We start from the raw sequence: 17,534 nt of genomic DNA, 5'->3' as shown, positions 1-17,534 counted from the left end.
CGGCGCCTCACCATGCCCACTTGACAGCAGGCCACTCCATATCAGAACTGGCGGGCGAGGACCGCCTGCTTGACCTCCGAGATGGCTTTGGTCACCTGGATGCCACGGGGGCAGGCCTCCGAGCAGTTGAAGATCGTGCGGCAGCGCCACACACCTTCCTTGTCGTTGAGGATCTCAAGGCGCATGTCGCCGGCGTCGTCACGCGAATCGAAGATGAAGCGATGCGCATTCACGATCGCAGCCGGGCCGAAGTACTGCCCATCCGTCCAGAACACCGGGCACGAGGAGGTGCAGGCGGCACAGAGGATGCACTTCGTGGTGTCGTCGAACCGCTCGCGATCCTCGGGGGACTGAAGACGCTCCCGGGTGGGGGCGTGGCCCTTCGCCACAAGGAACGGCATGATCTCGCGGTACGACTGGAAGAAGGGCTCCATGTCGACGATGAGGTCCTTCTCGACCGGAAGGCCCTTGATGGGCTCGACCAAGATCGGCTTGGACGTGTCGAGGTCCTTGAGGAGGGTCTTGCAAGCGAGGCGGTTGCGGCCGTTGATGCGCATGGCATCCGAGCCGCAGACGCCGTGCGCGCACGAGCGACGGAACGAGAGTGAACCGTCGAGCTCCCACTTGACCTTGTGGAGGGCGTCGAGCACGCGGTCCGTGCCGTACATCGTGAGCTTGAACTCCTCCCAGTGCGACTCTTCCGAGACCTCTGGGTTATAGCGGCGCACACGGAGCGTCACGTCGAATGTGGGGATCTCGCCCCCGCCGCCGACACTCGCGGGGAGCTCGACCTTCGAAGCAGGCTCTTCAGTTGACGCGGTCATCAGTACTTACGCTCCATTGGCTCGTAACGGGTGAAGGCGACCGGCTTCGTGCCGAAGCGGATGCCCTTGATGCCCTCGGTCTCGGCCGACGGGTCCTTGTAGAGCATCGTGTGCTTCATCCAGTTGGCGTCATCGCGGTCGGGGAAGTCTTCGCGGTAGTGGCCGCCGCGGGACTCCTTGCGGTGGAGGGCGGCGACGGTCATGGCCTCTGCGAGGTCCAGGAGGAAGCCGAGCTCGACGGCCTCGAGGAGATCCAGATTGAACCGCTTGCCCTTGTCCTGGATGCTGATGTTCCGGTACCGCTCGCGCAGCTTCTCGATGTCCGCGAGGGCGGTTGTGATCGAGTCGGCTGTGCGGAACACCTGCATGTTGGCGTCCATCGTCTCCTGGAGGTCGGCGCGGATCGCCGCGACCCTCTCCGTGCCCGTTGCCGTGCGGACGACGTCGAGCATGGCGATGGTCTCCGCCATCGGGTTGTCCGGGAGTTCGACGAAGTCGGCCGTCTTCGCGTACTCGGCCGCGTTGATGCCTGAGCGCTTGCCGAACACGTTGATGTCGAGGAGCGAGTTCGTGCCGAGGCGGTTCGAGCCGTGCACGGAGACACAGGCGACCTCGCCGGCTGCATAGAGGCCCGGGATGATCGTGTCGTTGTCCTGGAGGACCTCGCCCTTGATGTTCGTGGGGACGCCGCCCATCGCGTAGTGCGCCGTCGGGTAGACGGGGACGGGCTCGGTGTAGGGCTCCACGCCGAGGTACGTGCGGGCGAACTCCGTGATGTCCGGGAGTTTCGCGTCGATGTGGGCAGGCTCCAAGTGGGTCAGGTCGAGGAGCACGTAGTCCTTGTTCGGACCGGCGCCGCGACCCTCGCGCACCTCGTTTGCCATCGATCGGGCGACGATGTCGCGCGGGGCGAGGTCCTTGATGGTGGGAGCGTAGCGCTCCATGAAGCGCTCGCCTTCGGAGTTGCGCAGAATGGCGCCCTCGCCGCGCGCGGCTTCCGAGAGGAGGATGCCGAGGCCCGCGAGGCCCGTCGGGTGGAACTGGAAGAACTCCATGTCCTCGAGCGGGATGCCGCGGCGGAAGGCAATGCCCATGCCGTCGCCCGTCAGAGTGTGGGCGTTGGACGTGGTCTTGAAGACCTTGCCCGCCCCGCCGGTCGCGAAGATGATCGCCTTCGCTTGGAAGACGTGGATCTCGCCGGACGCGAGGTCGTAGCTCACAACGCCCGCGACGCGCTTCTGCTTGTACGGCGTTCCGTCCTCGCGAACCGCATCCTCTTCGACGACGAGGAGGTCAAGGACGTAGTACTCGTTGTAGAACTCGACGTTGTGCTTGACGCAGTTTTGGTACAGCGTCTGGAGGATCATGTGGCCCGTGCGGTCGGCCGCGTAGCAGGCGCGGCGGACAGGCGCCTTGCCATGGTCGCGGGTGTGACCCCCGAACCTGCGCTGGTCAATGCGTCCCTCGGGGGTGCGGTTGAACGGGAGGCCCATCTTCTCAAGGTCGAGGACGGCGTCGATCGCCTCCTTGGCCATGACCTCCGCGGCGTCCTGGTCGACCAGGTAGTCGCCGCCCTTGACGGTATCGAAGGTGTGCCACTCCCAGTTGTCCTCTTCGACGTTGGCGAGGGCGGCACACATGCCGCCCTGAGCCGCGCCGGTGTGGGAGCGGGTGGGGTACAGCTTGGTCAGCACCGCGGTGCGCGCGCGCTGGCCGGACTCAATGGCCGCGCGCATGCCGGCGCCGCCGGCGCCGACGATCACCACATCGTACTTGTGGACCTGCATACTGGATGCTTCTCTCTCTCGCGCAAGACTGCGGCGCCGCTCGCGTGCCGAGGGCGCCGCCTGAAATGCCTGCTACGGCTTGGGGCAGAACGAGCCTGGGAGCGGGACTCCGTTGACGGTGGGGCACGGGTTGAACGTGAAGATCACGAGCGTGCCGAGGATCACGATGGCCGCCGCCGCAGCGAACAGCACGATGAGGAGCCAGAAGCGGACGGTGTCCCGGTCGGCGTAGTCGTTGATGATCGTGCGGACGCCATTCGTGCCGTGCAGCATCGCTAGCCACAGCATCGCCAGATCCCACCACTGCCAGAACGGGCTGGCCCACTTGCCGGCCACGAACCCGAAGTCGATCGCGTGCACGCCGTTGCCGACCATGAGGTTGACGAACAGGTGCCCGAAGATCAGGACGACGAGCACGATGCCCGAGAAGCGCATGAACAGCCAGGCGGCCATCTCGAAGCCGCCCTTGGCGCCGCTGCCGTGGCGCGTGTACTTGGGAGCGACCCGACCGGTCTCCGTCGTGCTCCGGGGGAATCGAATGTCAGGAGTTGTGCTCATGCCGGTCAGCCTCCGAACACGATCGAGAGTTGGCGGATGGCGAAGGCCACGAACACGACGGCCCACACGACGACGACGGTCCACAGCATCTGCCGTTGGTACTTCGGCCCACTCTTCCAGAAGTCGACCGCGATAATACGAAGGCCGTTGAACGCGTGGAAGAGGATGGCGGCCACGAGTGCGGTCTCGCCAAGTCCCATCACCGGGTTCTTATATTCGCCGATGACGGCGTTGTAGGCGTCGGGGGACACGCGCACCAATGAGGTGTCCAGCACATGCACCAACAAGAAGAAGAAGATCACGACACCGGTAATCCGGTGCCCGACCCAGGACCACATGCCTTCACGGCCGCGGTACAGGGTGCCAGCTGGTTTTGTCGGCACTGATAAACCTCCCTGCGAGCACCGATGCGCCGCGCTCACCCACAGAGGCGAGGGCACCGATGCAGAAGGCGCCCGTCTCGGCTGGCGGACGCGTACTCTGTCGAGCTCCAGCCTAAATCTAGGCTTCGCTCTCAGCTTATTCAATTTGCTGCCCGCTCCCAGACTAGGAGAGTGGGGATTATCACAAGGCTCCCAGATGGAGTTGTGCAAGGGCGCGCTGGCCCCTCCTCCGTGCGGTGGCCTCCATTAGAGTAGGGGCGATGAGCACTGAATTTCCGGCCGCGAGTGCGGCAGACCGCGACGCCGTCCTGGACCGCTTTGTCGCCGTAATCCCGGCGGGCGGAGTCGGCACGCGGCTGTGGCCCCTTTCGCGCGCGGCTGCGCCGAAGTTCCTCCACGACCTCACCGGGTCGGGGAGCACGCTCATCAGGGCGACGTATGACAGGCTGCGGCCGCTCGCGAACGGTCGCCTCCTTGTCGTGACCGGCCAGGCTCACCGCGCTGCGGTCTGCCACCAGATCCCAGAGCTCGATACCGCTGACCTCGTGCTCGAGAGCGAGCCCAAGGACTCCGGCGCCGCCATCGGGCTTGCCGCGGCAATCCTCTACCGCCGAGACCCGGCCACGATCATGGGCTCCTTCGCGGCGGATCACGTGATCAGCCCCGACACCGTCTTCCGGGCAGCGGTGCTGGAGGCCATTCATACGGCCGCCTCCGGCGAACGCGGCAAGATCGTGACGATCGGCATTGAGCCGACTCACCCTTCGACCGGCTTCGGCTACATCCGGGGTGGGGAAGCGCTCGACGTCGCGGGCGCCCCGAGCGCGCGTGCAGTCGCCGAGTTCGTCGAGAAGCCGAGCCTTGAAGTCGCAGAGAAGTACCTCGCGTCCGGCGAGTACCTCTGGAACGCGGGCATGTTCGTCGCCCCGGTCTCTCTGATGCTTGAGCATCTCGAGGCGAACCAGCCGGAGCTCTACGCGGGGCTCACGGAGATCGCGGACGCGTGGGATACGCCGGACCGGGACGAGGTGACCGCCCGCGTGTGGCCGACCCTCCCGAAGATCGCTATCGACTATGCGGTTGCGGAGCCTGCAGCCGCTGCCGGGGACGTCGCCGTCGTGCCTGGAGCATTCCGCTGGGACGACGTCGGAGACTTCGCCGCCATCGGACGGCTCAACAGTGCACGCGAGGTCGACGCCGTCACGGTCCTGGGCGAGGGCGCGCGGGTGTTCACGGAAGGCGCGAGCGGGATCGTCGTCTCCGACACCAAGCGGGTCATCGCGCTCATCGGCATTCAGGACGTCGTGATCGTCGACACCCCCGATGCGCTCCTCGTGACGACCAAGGAGCATGCGCAGAAGGTCAAGGGGGCCGTTGCGGCCCTCAAGGCGAGTGGCGACACGGACGTCCTCTGACGCCAGCGCGTCTCGTTGAGCGACGCCCGTCGTTGAAACGTGGGCGAAGAGAGCGTGGCGCTAGAGTGAACGAGTGCGCAACTACACCACGGAAGCCGACCCGACGCCCCTGGTCGGCCCCCGTCTCGATCATCTTCTGCCCGATCTCATCGCGTTCCGTCGTGATCTTCATGCGCACCCCGAACTGAGCTTTCAGGAATTTCGCACGACCGACCGCATCGTCGCCCGACTCGAGGCAGCAGGTCTTGAGCCGCGGCGCCTCGAGGGGACGGGCGTCGTCGTCGACATCGGTGAGGGACCGATCGCCACGGCGCTTCGCGGCGACATCGACGCCCTCCCCATCATCGAGGAGACGGGCCTCCCGTTCGCCTCGCTGAACCACGGCGTCACGCACGCGTGTGGCCACGACGTCCATACGACGTGTGCCCTCGGTGCGGCCCTCGTGCTGGCCGACAAGCACCGCGAGGAGCCGCTCGGCGCAACGGTCCGTGTCATCTTCCAGCCAGCCGAGGAGACGATGCCGGGCGGCGCCCTCGCGTGCATCGACCAGGGCGTCCTCTCCGGCGTTCCCCGCATCATGGCGCTGCACTGTGATCCCAGGATCGAGGTGGGCCGCATCGGGACCCGGATCGGCTCGATCACCTCCGCGTCGGACACCATCCGAATCGAACTCGTGGGACGGGGCGGACACACCTCTCGCCCCCACCTCACCGAGGACCTCGTGTTCGCGCTCTCGCAGATCGCGATCAACGTCCCGGCCGTCCTGTCCCGTCGCGTCGACGTGCGGAGCGGCGTGTCGATGGTCTGGGGCCAGATTGCGGCTGGAGCCGCACCCAACGCGATTCCCGCGATCGGCCACATGGCCGGGACTATGCGCTGCCTCGATCGCGAGGCGTGGCACAGCGCTGGCGAGCTTCTCGACGAGGTGGTCCAGCAGGTCGCGGCCCCCTACGGCGTCGACGTGCGGCTCGAGCACACTCGGGGCGTGCCGCCGGTTGTGAACTCGGAGCACGAGACAGCGCTCATCGAAGCAGCTGCCCGTGCCGAACTTGGGGAGGACGCCGTCGTCCTGACGCCTCAGTCGATGGGCGGGGAGGACTTCGCATGGTTCCTCGCCGAGATCCCGGGCTCCATGTTCCGTCTCGGCGTCGCAACGCCTGGCGGAGAGGAGTATGACCTCCACCGCGGTGACCTCATCGTTAACGAGGGTGCGATTGCCTGCGGCGTCAGGGTTCTCGCTGCAGCCGCCCTCCGCAGCGTGCGGGACCTCTGACGTTGCAGTCGTCGGAGGGGCTGTCAGAGGCTGAGGCCGTTGACTGGGACGGGCTCGCCGCCCTCGCCCACGCAGCCATGCGCAAGGCCTACGCCCCGTATTCACGCTTTCCGGTGGGCGCCGCGGCGCTGCTCGACGACGGCCGGACGGTCTGCGGGTGCAACGTCGAGAACGCCTCCTACGGACTCACCCTTTGCGCCGAGTGCACGCTCCTCGGCCAGATCCAGATGACTGGAGGCGGACGGATCCGGGCTTTCGCGTGTGTGGATGGGGAGGGCAAGCCCCTCATGCCCTGCGGCCGCTGCCGTCAGCTCCTCTACGAATTCCGCGCTCCGGGCATGCAGCTCCTGACAGCTCGTGGCATCCGTTCGATCGAAGACATCCTTCCGGATGCCTTCGGACCCGAGAACCTGGAAGCGCCCGAGGAGGGACCGTGAGCGACCCGTTGGACCGAGTCAACGCAGCCGAATCTTTCGATGCTGTCGACATCATCCGCACCAAGCGGGACCACAGGGATCTCTCGGACGATCAGATCGAATGGGTCGTGGACGCCTACACGCGCGGCGTGGTCGCAGAGGAGCAGATGTCGGCGCTGGCCATGGCGATCCTGCTCAACGGGATGACGCACCGCGAGACTGCGCGCTGGACCGCCGCCATGACCGCTTCGGGCGAGCGTCTCGACTTCTCCACGCTGCGGGCCCCGGGAGGGGGAGTGCGACCGACGGCGGACAAGCACTCGACCGGGGGAGTGGGCGACAAGATCACGCTACCTCTCGCCCCGCTGGTCGCCGTGTTCGGTGTCGCCGTACCGCAGCTTTCCGGGCGGGGTCTTGGCCACACCGGTGGGACCCTCGACAAGCTCGAGTCGATCCCCGGCTGGCGCGCCGCGCTCAGCAACGACGAGATGATGGCCCAGCTCGAAGGAGTGGGCGCCGTCGTCTGCGCTGCCGGGGCAGGGCTTGCTCCCGCCGACAGGAAGCTCTACGCACTCCGCGATGTCACGGGAACGGTCGAGTCCATCCCGCTCATCGCCTCCTCGATCATGAGCAAGAAGATCGCCGAGGGCACGGGATCGCTCGTCTTGGATGTCAAGGTCGGCTCGGGTGCCTTCATGAAGGATGAGAGGCAGGCGCGCGAGCTCGCGGAGACTATGGTCGCCTTGGGCTTGGATGCCGGCGTGAAGACGGTGGCGCTCCTCACCAACATGTCTACGCCACTCGGGCTCACGGTCGGCAACGCGCTCGAGGTCGAGGAGTCCATCGAGGTGCTCGCGGGCGGGGGTCCCGAGGACGTCGTCGAGCTCACGGTGCGCCTTGCCGAGGAGATGCTCGCATGCGCTGGCGTGCACGACGCCGATCCTGAGCAAGCGCTCCGCGACGGCCGTGCGATGGACGTGTGGCGGCGAATGATCGCGGCGCAGGGCGGTGACCCTGATGCCGCCCTTCCGACGGCGCAGGAATCCGAGGTCGTCTACGCTCCGGCCGACGGGGTCCTCGTCGAACTCGACGCCTTCAAAGTAGGGGTGGCCGCATGGCGCCTCGGTGCGGGTCGGGCGCGCAAGGAAGATTCGGTACAAGCGGCGGCCGGGGTACGGCTGCACGCGAAGCCCGGTGCGTTTGTCCGTGCAGGAGAGCCGCTCATGACGCTCCTGACCGACAGTTCGGACCGCTTTGGGCGCGCGAAGCAGGTGCTTGAGGGCGCGGCCGTCATCGCCCCGGCGGGCGCCCGCCCGGCGCAGAGGCTTGTCATTGACAGGGTCGCATGAAACGCTGAAGGCGACCTTAGCCGCGTCAGGGGACAGCGCGGCTACGCGGAGGGAGTAACTCCAGCGGATAGCAGCATGCTCTAGGGCGTGCGACACTGAAATGAGCCCGCCGCACAAGGAGCACCATCGCATGCTGAACGTTCTGGATCACGCGATTCTGCATGCTGCTGGGCAGTGGTGGATCTATCCGATCCTGCTGGTCTTCTTCTTTGTCGACGGTTTTGCAGTGATCGCTCCGAGCGAGACCCTCATCGTTGCACTCGCAGCCTACTGGCGCCACAGCGGTGAGCCCAATCTCTGGGTCCTCGGCCTGACGGCGCTCGTCGGTGCAATAGCAGGGGACAACACCGCGTACATGCTCGGACGCGGGATCGGCATCGACCGCTGGCGGTGGATGCGCCGGCCTAGGGTGCAGAAGGTCTTCGCCTGGGCGCGGCACGAGCTCGATAAACGCGGAGCAGTCCTCATCTTCACAGCGCGCTACGTCCCATGGGGGCGCGTGGCCGTCAATTACGTCGCCGGATCGACCCGATTCCGGCACCGCACGTTCTTCTGGTTGGACGCTTTCGCGTGCTTGACGTGGGTCGGGTACTCGCTCGGCGTCGGGCTGCTCGCCAGCTCGTTCCCGTGGCTGCACCACAATCCCCTCGGAAGCGCCGCCGTCGCAGTCGTGTTCGCGCTCATTCTGGGCGTCATCCTCGATCACCTGATCACCGTGCTGCACCGTTGGCGCGACGCGAAGGACGCGCAGCGGGCGGCGGCACGTGCCGAGGCAGCACGTCGCTCGCACCTGAGCCAGCACCCCGAGGCTGGCCTTTCGGCGGACGACTACGCCCCGCACCGAGGTGGTGCCGAGGGCCCGGCTGGTGCGCGCCGTGGCCCTTCCCTAAAGTTGGACCGTGACTGAGCCGATCATCGATGCCGCCCCTGATCTGACCTTCGACCTTCGTTCTCTCCCCAAGGTCTCCCTCCACGACCATCTCGACGGCGGCCTGCGGCCTGCCACGATCATCGAACTCGCCGCGGAGATCGGGCACGAGCTGCCCTCCACCGAGCCCGTGGCGCTCGCCCAGTGGTTCCGCGAGTCCGCCGATTCCGGCTCGCTTCCGCGCTATCTCGAGACCTTCGACCACACCGTCGCCGTGATGCAGACGGAGTCTGCACTGCGTCGCATCGCCCGTGAGTTCGTCGAGGATCTCGCGGACGACGGCGTGGTGTACGGCGAGGTCCGCTGGGCCCCCGAGCAGCACCTCAGCCGCGGACTCACCCTCGACGAGGCCGTGGAAGCGGTGCAGGAGGGGATCGAGGAGGGCATCGCGAAGGTCGAGGAGTCCGGGCGAGTCATCGCTGTCGGCCAGCTCATTACCGCCATGAGGCACGCCGACCGCTCACAGGAGATCGCCGAGCTTGCCGTGCGGCACAGGGAGCATGGCGCTGTCGGCTTCGACATCGCCGGCGCGGAGGATGGATTTCCAGCGTCCCGTTTCGCGGATGCGTTCACGTACCTTGCTCGCCAGAACTTCCCTGTGACGGTGCATGCGGGCGAGGCAGCCGGGCTCGAGAGCATCCAGTCGGCCCTCGTGGACGGGCGCGCGCTGCGCCTCGGCCATGGTGTCCGCATCGCCGAGGACATCTCGGTCGAGGAATCGGGAGAGGTCGACGAGGACGGCGTGCCGATCCTGGATGTGACGCTCGGCGAACTCGCTGCGTGGGTCCGCGACCGGGGGATCCCGCTCGAGCTCTGCCCGTCGTCGAACCTTCAGACGGGTGCCATCGCCCCATGGGGCGAGGACATCCTCGACCACCCGATCGACATGCTCTATGAACTCGGCTTCAAGGTCACCGTGAATACCGACAACCGGCTCATGAGCGGCGTGACGCTGACCGACGAGTTCGAGCTGCTCGTCGAGGCCTTCGACTACGACCTGGATGATCTGCTCGAGCTCACTCTCAATGCGGCAGAGGCGGCATTCCTTCCACTCGAGGATCGTGAAGACCTCGTGGAGTTCATCAACCAGGCGTACGGAAGCCTGGGCGAGTAGGCCTCGCATCGTGAGTGCCGCCGTCGACCGTCTCGTGGAGGTGGTCCGTCTCCTCCGCGAGCACTGCCTCTGGACGGCGGCGCTCACGCACGCCTCACTCGTCGAGTACCTCGTCGAGGAGTCGTACGAGCTTGTGGAAGCCATCGAGGAGGGGCAGCCCGAGGAGGAACTGAAGGGTGAGCTCGCCGACGTCTTGCTTCAGGTCGTGCTGCACTCCGAAATCGCGCGAGAGCGCGGGGCCTTCAACCTAGACGCCGTCGCTGAGGCACTCACCGCCAAGATGGTCCGCCGCAACCGCCACGTCTTCACGTCCGACGGTGGGTTGCAGCCCAGCTTTCCGGCGACTGTGGAGGAGATTATCGCCTCGTGGGACGCTGCGAAGCGTGAGGAGAAGGCCGAGCGCGCGGCGGCTGCCGAGCGCGAGGACCTGTTGCCGATGGCACCTTCGGCAGGGGAAGGCCCCCTTGAGGGGCTTCCCCGACATCTTCCTGCCCTCGCCCTCGCTGACAAGGCGCTCGGGCGGGCCGAGCGGCGCCGGGCGCTCGACGGCGATCAGCCCCACCAAGCGGACAGCGAGGCGTCGGCGCTGGCCGAGTTTGTGACCGAAGACGACCTCGGCGAGCTACTTCTGGGGATCGTGCGGGCCGCGCGATTACGGGGTCTGGACCCGGAGCGGGCCCTGCGGGCGGCCGTCCGCCGCATGCCAGCCTGACCTCACCGTGTTGTGAGCATTGCCGGTCTCTCTCGTGGCCTGTAGGTTGCAAAAAGTGGATTGGCAGCCAGTTGATCCGGAAATGGCCCAGTTGATCCTGAAATGGCAAGGGGACGTCATGAAGAAGATGCGGTTTGCAGGAATTGCGCCAGTGGTTGCCGGGTTGATCGGGGGAGTGGGCTTGGCTCCCGCCTCGGCAGATTCAGGGTGCGCCAACGGTCAGGTGTGCTTCTGGACCGATATCAACTACGGCGGGGCGAAATACAGTGCACCCTACCGCAATGGCTACGTCGGCTGGATGAATGATCAGGCGAGCACCTTCCGAATCGGGTGGACCACGAACCCGAAATATCACTACGTCATGTTTTATCAGGACGCTTGGTTCGGCGGTCGGAGCTTCTATGCCAAAGAAGGGCAAGCCTTCAACCTGACCTCTCTGGGCCATCCTTTGGGTGGAACCTGGAATGATCGCATTAGCAGCCATGACGAGGCTTCCTGATTGGCCGGAAACTTGCGACCGGCTCGATTTGGAAGCGCGGTTCTCGTCGCGGCGTTCCTGCTGCTCGCGGGTTGCGGCGTTCCAGAGCAGAGTGGCAGTGGGCCAACGGAAAGGTCCGCCCCCTCTGTCGACCGCTCGAACTTTCATTCGGTGAAGGCAGCCGTTAACGAGATTAAGGCCGCCGTAACTTTTCCGCTTGACGCATACATTTTTTCGCCTGAGGAATGGGAAGTCGTCTCTTCAGCCAACTCGTACCTGACTGAGGACTGCGTACGAGCTCAAGGAAGGCCGCTTATGGGCACTCCGGGAGATCTTGAAATCACGGAGTATCGCCGATATGGACCTTGGGTGATGAGGCTTGTCGAGGTCAACGGGTGGCAACCGGTGAAGATCAAGAGAGCTGACGGGATCTACGATTCGCGTGTTCGGTATGGAGCGGAAGGCCCGCCCGACGACGCAGTCGAAGCATCCCGAGAGTGCAGAGCGCAGCTTGAGTCAATCGGCGAGCTCATCCCTGAGATAACCCCCGGATGGGCGGCGACTGCGAACACCGTTGTGGGAGAAATCTCCGCCGGCGCCACCAACCTCACGTACCGGGATCCAGAATATCGACAGATCAATAATCAATGGCTTACATGCATTAAGGCGGAGGGCTTGACTCCGGATCCCGCCCACGGGGAGTGGGGCGTGGCCATGGGGAACTCCTCGAAGGAGCAGCAGATCCGTGACGCCGTCAAGGACGTCCGCTGCAAGCAGAAGTTCTCGGTGATGCAGCGGCTGTCGGACATCGAGGCGCAGTATCAGGCCGCGCTCATGGGGCCGAAGGAGGCTCAGCTCGCCGAGTTGGCCAAGACGAAGCAGGACGCGCTCGCGAGAGCACGCAAGGTGCTGGCCGAGCATGGTGCATAAGAGGCGCGCCGAGAAGGACCTGACACCCGCCGATGGGAGAACGGCTGCAGTTGGGAGCGAGGCTGCAGCCAGTCAACCCATTCCCAGTCGACGCATTCCCTTCGCAGGGCGGCCAGTTGTCATAGCCGTGTTAGTCGTCCTCGTTGCGGCAAGCATCGCCTGCAGTTATTTGCTCGGCACGCTCGTCCGTTCTCCAGACGACGTGACCCTCCAGCAGGCCCCTGAGACCGTGCGCGTGACAGCGGCGGTCGAGGAACGAATGGTCACCCCGAGCCTGAGCGTTCAGGGGGTCGTGAGCGGTGCGCCGACTCGGGAGGTCAGGTTCGAGGGATCAGCGGGTGGAGCCAAGCAGATCGTCACGTCCGTAGCCGTGGCCCAAGACGCTTCCATCGCGTTCGGTGATCTCCTCGCAACCGTCTCGGGCGTCCCGGTCTTCCTCCTGCCGGAGGGCGTCCCGCTCTACCGCGACTTGCGGCACGGCGACTCCGGCCCTGACGTCTCGGCCTTTCAGTCGCTGCTCACTCGCCTCGGCTATCTTCGGGGGTCCGCCACCGGAACTGTCGACGCTCGCACCCTCACGGCGACAGGTCTCTGGTACAAGGCCTATGGGCAGAAGCTGCCCGAGAGCGAGGGCAAGCCCTACGTCGCCGTCGACCACTTCGCCGCGGCGACGGGGGAGGGCACCGTTCGTCTGGGTCCGACGGTCGGCCAGAGGCTCGAACCAGGCAAACCGCTGTTCGTCCTCTCGGCGGGCCAGCAGGCCGTCACGGCCAGATTCACGGTGCCCGAGGCGGACGCCGTCAAGGTCGGGACGGCAGTGACGGTGAGGGCATCCGGAGGGGCCAGCTTCGCCGGAACGATCGCATCCATCGGGCCCTTCCAGAGCAACGAGGCCTCGAAGGAACAGCGCGCAGGTCACGACGTCCGCGTCGAGCTCTCCCTGCAGGACGCTGCCGCCCCCAAGGAGGCGAGTACAGTCTCCGTGACTGTTGGCGGTCAGGGAAGGCGTGGGCCCGCGGTGCCCCTGAGTGCGATCCGACAAGGTTCTCAGGGCACCTACGTGACGCGTGAACTCGAGGGCGAGAACAGCTCGGGAACGCCGCCGACGCGCGACGTCACGGTTGCCGTCCTGGCCCAGGAAGGCGGTTGGGCGAGTATCGAGACGAATCCTGAGCTTCCGCCCGGTGCGAAGGTCATCGTCGGATGAGCGACTGCGGCCTGCAGCGCCAGAGGGACATCGGCCCGCGTGCGCCTGCGATCTCACTCCGCGGTGTGGCGAAGAGCTTCGACGCAGGCACCGCTGCACTGCGCGGTTGCGACCTTGACATTGAGGAGGGAGATTTCGTCGCGATCGTCGGAGCCTCGGGCTCAGGGAAGTCCACGCTCCTCAACATCATCGGCACCTTAGACCGTCCAGACAGGGGCGAGTACCGTCTCCACGGTCGTCGAGTGGAGGACCTCCCCGAACGCGAACTCAACCGTCTCCGTAAGCAGACCTTTGCCTTCGTCTTCCAGGAATCGCACGTCCTCCGAGAGGAGACGGCTGCTCGGAATGCTGCGCTCGGCCTGCGAGTCCAAGGGGTCCGGCGGCGGGAGAGGCCTGCAGCTGCAGCGAAGGGTCTCGCACGAGTCGGGCTCGGCCACCGCTGGTCGACGCGCGGCCGGCACCTCTCGGGAGGGGAGAGGCAGCGCCTGGCGTTCGCTCGCGCGGCCTCGACCGGCGCTCCGATTCTCTTGGCCGACGAGCCGACGGGGAACCTTGACTCGCGCAACGGCGAGGAGCTCATCGCCCAGCTGTCACAGCTCAACGCCGAGGGGACGACGGTTGTCGTCGTGACCCATGATGATCGCGTCGCCGCTGCTGCACACCGACGGGTACGCATCGCCGATGGAGTCCTCATCGAAGAATCGGGCGGAGGGCCCGAGGCTGAAACCCGAGCGCGTGCGCCCCGGGGCACCCTCCCAGAAAGAGCCAACAATGTGCGCCGCGCGCGGTGGGACCCCCTCGACGACGTCTCGGACGCGCTGTCCTCGGCGACGTCGCGGATCGGCCGCAGCGCCATGGTGGTCCTCGCCTTCGCGCTCGGCGTCGCAGGCCTCACGGCCTCCGTGGGCCTCAGCGAGAGTGCTGCGGCACAGGTGTCCCAGCGCATTTCGGCTGCGGCGCTCGACGAAATCACCGTCACCGCTACCGGCGATCCGACGACCCAGCACGAGTTCTTCGCTCGTACCGGCCAGATCCGCGAGGACCTCGCCCGCGTCGAAGGCGTCCGTGGTTCGGGGGTGACCGCGACGCTCTCAAGCCAGGAGTACAGCGTCACCGTCCTTGCGCCCCACAGCGTGCCCGGACAGTCCCGCTTCAGAGGAGAGCTCTTGACGGCCGACGGCGCGTGGCTGGGACTCCAAGGCGCCGTGGCATCGCCTCAGGGCGCAGTTGCTGCATTTGATGCGGCGAACCAGCGTGGGCAGCCTGCGGCGCTCATCGGCGAAGGGGCTGCCCGTACTCTCGGACTCGACAGTGTGGCGGCGGGCCAACAACTTTGGATCGATGGACGCCGAGTAGACGTTGTGGGTGCGATACGCGGTGCGGCCCGCGCCCCTGGGCTCGGGGACGCGGTCGTCGTCAATTTCGCCTCCCTTGCCGGGCGCGCCGGACTCAGCCCGGTTCTCCTCGTCCGGACCGAGGACGGCTATCCCGCCGCACTGCGCTCGGCGATCCCGCTCGCCCTCGACGCAGCCCAGCCCGGCACCTATACGGTCTCGCTGACGGCTGACCTCCGCTCGCTCCGCCGTGGGGTCTCTGCGGATCTCGCCGATCTGGTCCGTGTCGTCTCGTGGGCCCTCCTGCTGTTCTCGGGTCTCGGCGCGGCCTCTGCCATGTACCTCGCGGTCCAGTCCCGCTCCGCGGAGATCGCGCTTCGCCGAGCTTTGGGTGCGAGCCGCCCCTCCATCGCCCGGATCTTCCTCCTCGAGGGCGCAGTCCTCGGCCTCGGCGGCGGCCTGCTGGGCTCGGCGTTCGGGGTCGGTGCCGTCGTCGTCTACTGCCTCCTCCAGCGATGGACGGCGGTGCTGAGCTCGGAACTCGTGTGGCTCGGGACAGGAATAGGGGCTGTGGTCGGTGTCGCGGCGGCCGTGTACCCCGCGTGGGCCGCGGCAACTGGCCCCATCGCAGAGCGCATCAGGGGCTAGGCGAGTCACAGTGTCGCGCCCGTCCCGCGCGCCCACTAGGCTGTGGGTGACACCGAGGTCATCCACGCGTAACTCTCGCGTGCCCAAACGCTCCGTTCACCATTGCTCACCATTGCAAGGAGTTCATCCATGGCCCTTATCGATGCCATCCACGCCCGCGAGATCCTTGACTCCCGCGGCAACCCCACGGTCGAGGTCGAGGTCCTCCTGAGCGATGGCTCGCTCGGGCGCGCCGCGGTTCCCTCGGGCGCTTCGACCGGCGAGTTCGAGGCGGTGGAACGCCGCGACGGCGACAAGGGCCGCTACCTCGGCAAGGGCGTCCAGCAGGCCGTCGAGGCTGTAGTGGACCAGATTGCCCCCGCCCTCCAGGGCTTCGACGCGACCGACCAGCGCGCGATCGACCAGGCCATGATCGACCTGGACGGCACGCCCAACAAGTCGAACCTGGGCGCCAACGCCATCCTGGGCGTCTCGCTTGCCGTGGCCAACGCCGCCGCGGACTCCGCGAACCTCCCGCTGTACAAGTACCTCGGCGGCCCGAACGCGCACGTCCTCCCGGTCCCGCTCATGAACATCCTCAACGGCGGCTCCCACGCCGATTCCGACGTCGACATCCAGGAGTTCATGGTCGTCCCGCTCGGTGCCGAGACGTTCTCCGAGGGCCTCCGCTGGGGCGTCGAGGTCTACCACGCGCTCAAGGGCGTCCTGAAGGAGAAGGGCCTCGCCACGGGCCTCGGCGACGAGGGCGGGTTCGCCCCGAACCTTCCGTCGAACCGCGCCGCCCTCGAACTCATCACCGAGGCGATCAAGAAGGCCGGCTACGAGCCGGGCAAGGACGTCGCACTCGCACTCGACGTCGCCTCCTCGGAATTCTTCAACGATGGTTCGTACCAGTTCGAGGGCCAGTCCCGTTCGGCTGCCGAAATGAGCGCCTACTACGAGGAACTGGTCCGCGACTTCCCGCTCGTCTCGATCGAGGATCCGCTCGATGAGAACGACTGGGACGGCTGGAAGACCCTCACCGACGCAATCGGGGACAAGGTCCAGCTCGTCGGCGACGACCTCTTCGTGACGAACCCGAAGCGCCTCCAGCAGGGCATCGAGGCGAAGACGGCGAACTCGCTGCTCGTGAAGGTCAACCAGATCGGATCGCTCACCGAGACTCTCGACGCCGTCTCCCTCGCCCAGCGCGCGGGCTACACGACCATCACGTCCCACCGTTCCGGCGAGACGGAGGACACGACGATCGCGGACATCGCGGTCGCCACGAACGCCGGCCAGATCAAGACGGGCGCACCCGCGCGGTCCGAGCGTGTGGCGAAGTACAACCAGCTGCTCCGCATTGAGGAAGAGCTCGACGACGCCGCGCGCTACGCCGGTCGCAGCGCGTTCCCGCGTTTCAAGGCCTAAAGCCCGGCCGGTCTCCCCGGCTCAGCAGGTCGCGGCGGCTATGGTTGAACGAGACCATAGCCGCCGCTGCCGTTTCTGGAGGGATTTCCATGGCGACGAGACGCCCGCAGGTGCCCCGGTCCGTCCGGGCCGCCGGCGCTTCGACGGCCTCGCCGGCATCTGCCGCGAAGGGCGACGCCCACCACGAGGCGACGCACCGGGCCGCAGGCGAGCGCCCGTCGTCGTCCGCGGCGGCCCGCGCGACATCGACGGCGACGCGGACCCGGGCGGCCTCGACTGCCCGGACCTCGGCGCCCGGCCGGGGCTCCTCGCCCAAACTCTCGGCTGCGCAGCGATCGGCTGCGCGCGACCAGCAGCCCGTGCCCGCCCGCGCCTTTTCGGGCCGTATCCTTGCGCTCGCGCTCGTGCTCGTCGCGGTCACGATCATGCTCGCGCCGACCATCCGCGTCTTCTTCAGTCAGCGCGCGGAGATCCACTCGATCCAGGCCGACATCGCCTCCAAGCAGACCGATCAGACGAACCTCAAGGACGAGATCTCCCGCTGGCAGGATCCGGCGTACGTACAGCAGCAGGCGCGCGACCGGATTAACATGGTCATGCCCGGAGAGACCTCCTACTGGGTCTTCGGGGATGTCGGCGCATCCTCGACTTCGAGCAGCGCGACGAGTAACGCCACCTCAGGTTCGTCCCCCTCGGACGTCCCCTGGACGCAGTCCCTCTGGGACGCTGTGCGCCGCGCCGCGACCCAGTGACCCCTGCTCCGGCTGC

At 66.6% G+C, this 17,534-nt stretch carries 17 protein-coding genes; 13 read left to right on the top strand and 4 right to left on the bottom strand.

Annotation, left to right across the window (positions count from 1 at the left end; genetic code table 11):
- Nucleotides 1–41: 41 nt before the first annotated feature.
- From L0M17_RS14930 to sdhC, 4 genes are all read right to left on the bottom strand, one after another.
- Nucleotides 42–824, bottom strand: a complete 783-nt coding sequence (locus L0M17_RS14930) for a succinate dehydrogenase iron-sulfur subunit (RefSeq protein WP_241054927.1) — start codon at nt 822–824, stop codon at nt 42–44.
- Nucleotides 824–2,611 (bottom strand): succinate dehydrogenase flavoprotein subunit, encoded by a 1,788-nt coding sequence (sdhA, locus tag L0M17_RS14925; RefSeq protein WP_241054926.1) that lies wholly within the window; start codon nt 2,609–2,611, stop codon nt 824–826. The genes L0M17_RS14930 and sdhA overlap by 1 nt, the downstream gene beginning before the upstream one ends.
- 72 nt (nt 2,612–2,683) lie before the next feature.
- Nucleotides 2,684–3,169, bottom strand: coding sequence for a succinate dehydrogenase hydrophobic membrane anchor subunit (locus L0M17_RS14920; RefSeq protein ID WP_241054924.1), 486 nt, complete (start codon nt 3,167–3,169; stop codon nt 2,684–2,686).
- 5 nt (nt 3,170–3,174) lie between these two features.
- Entirely contained in the window at nt 3,175–3,552 is a 378-nt protein-coding gene (sdhC, locus tag L0M17_RS14915) for a succinate dehydrogenase, cytochrome b556 subunit (RefSeq protein WP_241054922.1), read from the bottom strand.
- 260 nt (nt 3,553–3,812) lie between these two features.
- On the opposite strand from sdhC, the gene L0M17_RS14910 reads away from it, so the two are divergent.
- The 13 genes from L0M17_RS14910 (at nt 3,813) to L0M17_RS14850 (ending at nt 17,518) form a co-directional block, all read left to right on the top strand.
- Nucleotides 3,813–4,967 carry a mannose-1-phosphate guanylyltransferase gene (locus tag L0M17_RS14910; protein ID WP_241054920.1) on the top strand — a complete coding sequence of 385 codons (1,155 nt, stop codon included), beginning with the start codon at nt 3,813–3,815 and terminating at the stop codon, nt 4,965–4,967.
- Between the two features lie 73 nt (nt 4,968–5,040).
- Nucleotides 5,041–6,240: an amidohydrolase gene (locus tag L0M17_RS14905; protein ID WP_241054918.1), complete on the top strand. Its 1,200-nt coding sequence runs from the start codon at nt 5,041–5,043 to the stop codon at nt 6,238–6,240.
- A gap of 2 nt (nt 6,241–6,242) precedes the next feature.
- The gene (locus L0M17_RS14900; protein ID WP_255732035.1) at nt 6,243–6,677 is read left to right on the top strand and encodes a cytidine deaminase; all 435 of its coding nucleotides are present in this window, start codon (nt 6,243–6,245) and stop codon (nt 6,675–6,677) included.
- Nucleotides 6,674–8,005: a thymidine phosphorylase gene (locus L0M17_RS14895; RefSeq protein ID WP_241054916.1), complete on the top strand. Its 1,332-nt coding sequence runs from the start codon at nt 6,674–6,676 to the stop codon at nt 8,003–8,005. Before L0M17_RS14900 ends, L0M17_RS14895 begins: the two co-directional genes overlap by 4 nt.
- 130 nt (nt 8,006–8,135) lie before the next feature.
- Entirely contained in the window at nt 8,136–8,912 is a 777-nt protein-coding gene (locus tag L0M17_RS14890) for a DedA family protein (protein WP_372498027.1), read from the top strand.
- Nucleotides 8,905–10,047: an adenosine deaminase gene (locus L0M17_RS14885; RefSeq protein WP_241054914.1), complete on the top strand. Its 1,143-nt coding sequence runs from the start codon at nt 8,905–8,907 to the stop codon at nt 10,045–10,047. The genes L0M17_RS14890 and L0M17_RS14885 overlap by 8 nt, the downstream gene beginning before the upstream one ends.
- Before the next feature lie 10 nt (nt 10,048–10,057).
- On the top strand, nt 10,058–10,759 hold the full coding sequence (locus L0M17_RS14880) for a MazG nucleotide pyrophosphohydrolase domain-containing protein (protein WP_241054912.1): 702 nt from the start codon (nt 10,058–10,060) through the stop codon (nt 10,757–10,759).
- A gap of 55 nt (nt 10,760–10,814) precedes the next feature.
- Nucleotides 10,815–11,258: a peptidase inhibitor family I36 protein gene (locus tag L0M17_RS14875; protein ID WP_241054911.1), complete on the top strand. Its 444-nt coding sequence runs from the start codon at nt 10,815–10,817 to the stop codon at nt 11,256–11,258.
- Between the two features lie 150 nt (nt 11,259–11,408).
- Nucleotides 11,409–12,167: a hypothetical protein gene (locus L0M17_RS14870; RefSeq protein ID WP_241054909.1), complete on the top strand. Its 759-nt coding sequence runs from the start codon at nt 11,409–11,411 to the stop codon at nt 12,165–12,167.
- A 202-nt stretch (nt 12,168–12,369) separates the two neighbouring features.
- Nucleotides 12,370–13,374: an RND family efflux transporter gene (locus L0M17_RS14865; RefSeq protein ID WP_241054907.1), complete on the top strand. Its 1,005-nt coding sequence runs from the start codon at nt 12,370–12,372 to the stop codon at nt 13,372–13,374.
- Complete coding sequence (locus L0M17_RS14860) at nt 13,371–15,356, top strand: ABC transporter ATP-binding protein/permease (RefSeq protein WP_241054905.1); 1,986 nt, start codon at nt 13,371–13,373, stop codon at nt 15,354–15,356. Before L0M17_RS14865 ends, L0M17_RS14860 begins: the two co-directional genes overlap by 4 nt.
- 129 nt (nt 15,357–15,485) lie before the next feature.
- Nucleotides 15,486–16,766, top strand: a complete 1,281-nt coding sequence (eno, locus tag L0M17_RS14855; RefSeq protein WP_241054902.1) for a phosphopyruvate hydratase — start codon at nt 15,486–15,488, stop codon at nt 16,764–16,766.
- Nucleotides 16,767–16,855: 89 nt separating this feature from the next.
- Entirely contained in the window at nt 16,856–17,518 is a 663-nt protein-coding gene (locus L0M17_RS14850; protein ID WP_241054900.1) for an FtsB family cell division protein, read from the top strand.
- Nucleotides 17,519–17,534 lie beyond the last annotated feature (16 nt).

The sequence above is a fragment of the Sinomonas terrae genome, from assembly GCF_022539255.1.
In the GTDB taxonomy this organism is placed as follows: Bacteria; Actinomycetota; Actinomycetes; order Actinomycetales; family Micrococcaceae; genus Sinomonas; species Sinomonas terrae.
The sequence above is the reverse complement of the archived record's forward strand: the minus strand, read 5'-3'. Positions and strand labels throughout refer to the sequence as shown.